This window comes from Paraburkholderia sp. SIMBA_027 (assembly GCF_046535315.1).
In the GTDB taxonomy this organism is placed as follows: domain Bacteria; phylum Pseudomonadota; class Gammaproteobacteria; order Burkholderiales; family Burkholderiaceae; genus Paraburkholderia; species Paraburkholderia tropica.
In genome coordinates, this window is the sequence record NZ_JAWRWY010000592.1 from 1 (window position 1) to 271 (window position 271).

The following is a 271-nucleotide window of genomic DNA, read 5'->3' on the forward strand; positions in this document are numbered from 1 at the left end:
GGTGCGACGATGGTGTCGCGCTACATCTCGTACCGTCCGCCGCAGGTCGCGGCCGTCGAAATGATCGACGGGCCGAAGGTGCTCGAACGCTTCAGCGGCAGCTGGAACTTCACCGAGCGCACGCCGGGCACGACCGAAGTGAAGTTCACGTACCACTTCCGCGCGCAGCCGGCATGGCTGCGCTGGCTGCTCGAACCGCTGATCGGCGCGTTCTATCTCGTGCACACGCGCCGGCGTCTCGACTCGTTCAAGCGCTGGGCCGAGGCCGAAG

General features: G+C 66.8%; 1 protein-coding gene. It reads left to right on the forward strand.

Going from position 1 to position 271, the window contains the following annotated elements:
* Positions 1-271: SRPBCC family protein (locus tag SB764_RS40375; RefSeq protein ID WP_410866807.1), on the forward strand; the 271-nt coding region annotated here is incomplete at both ends.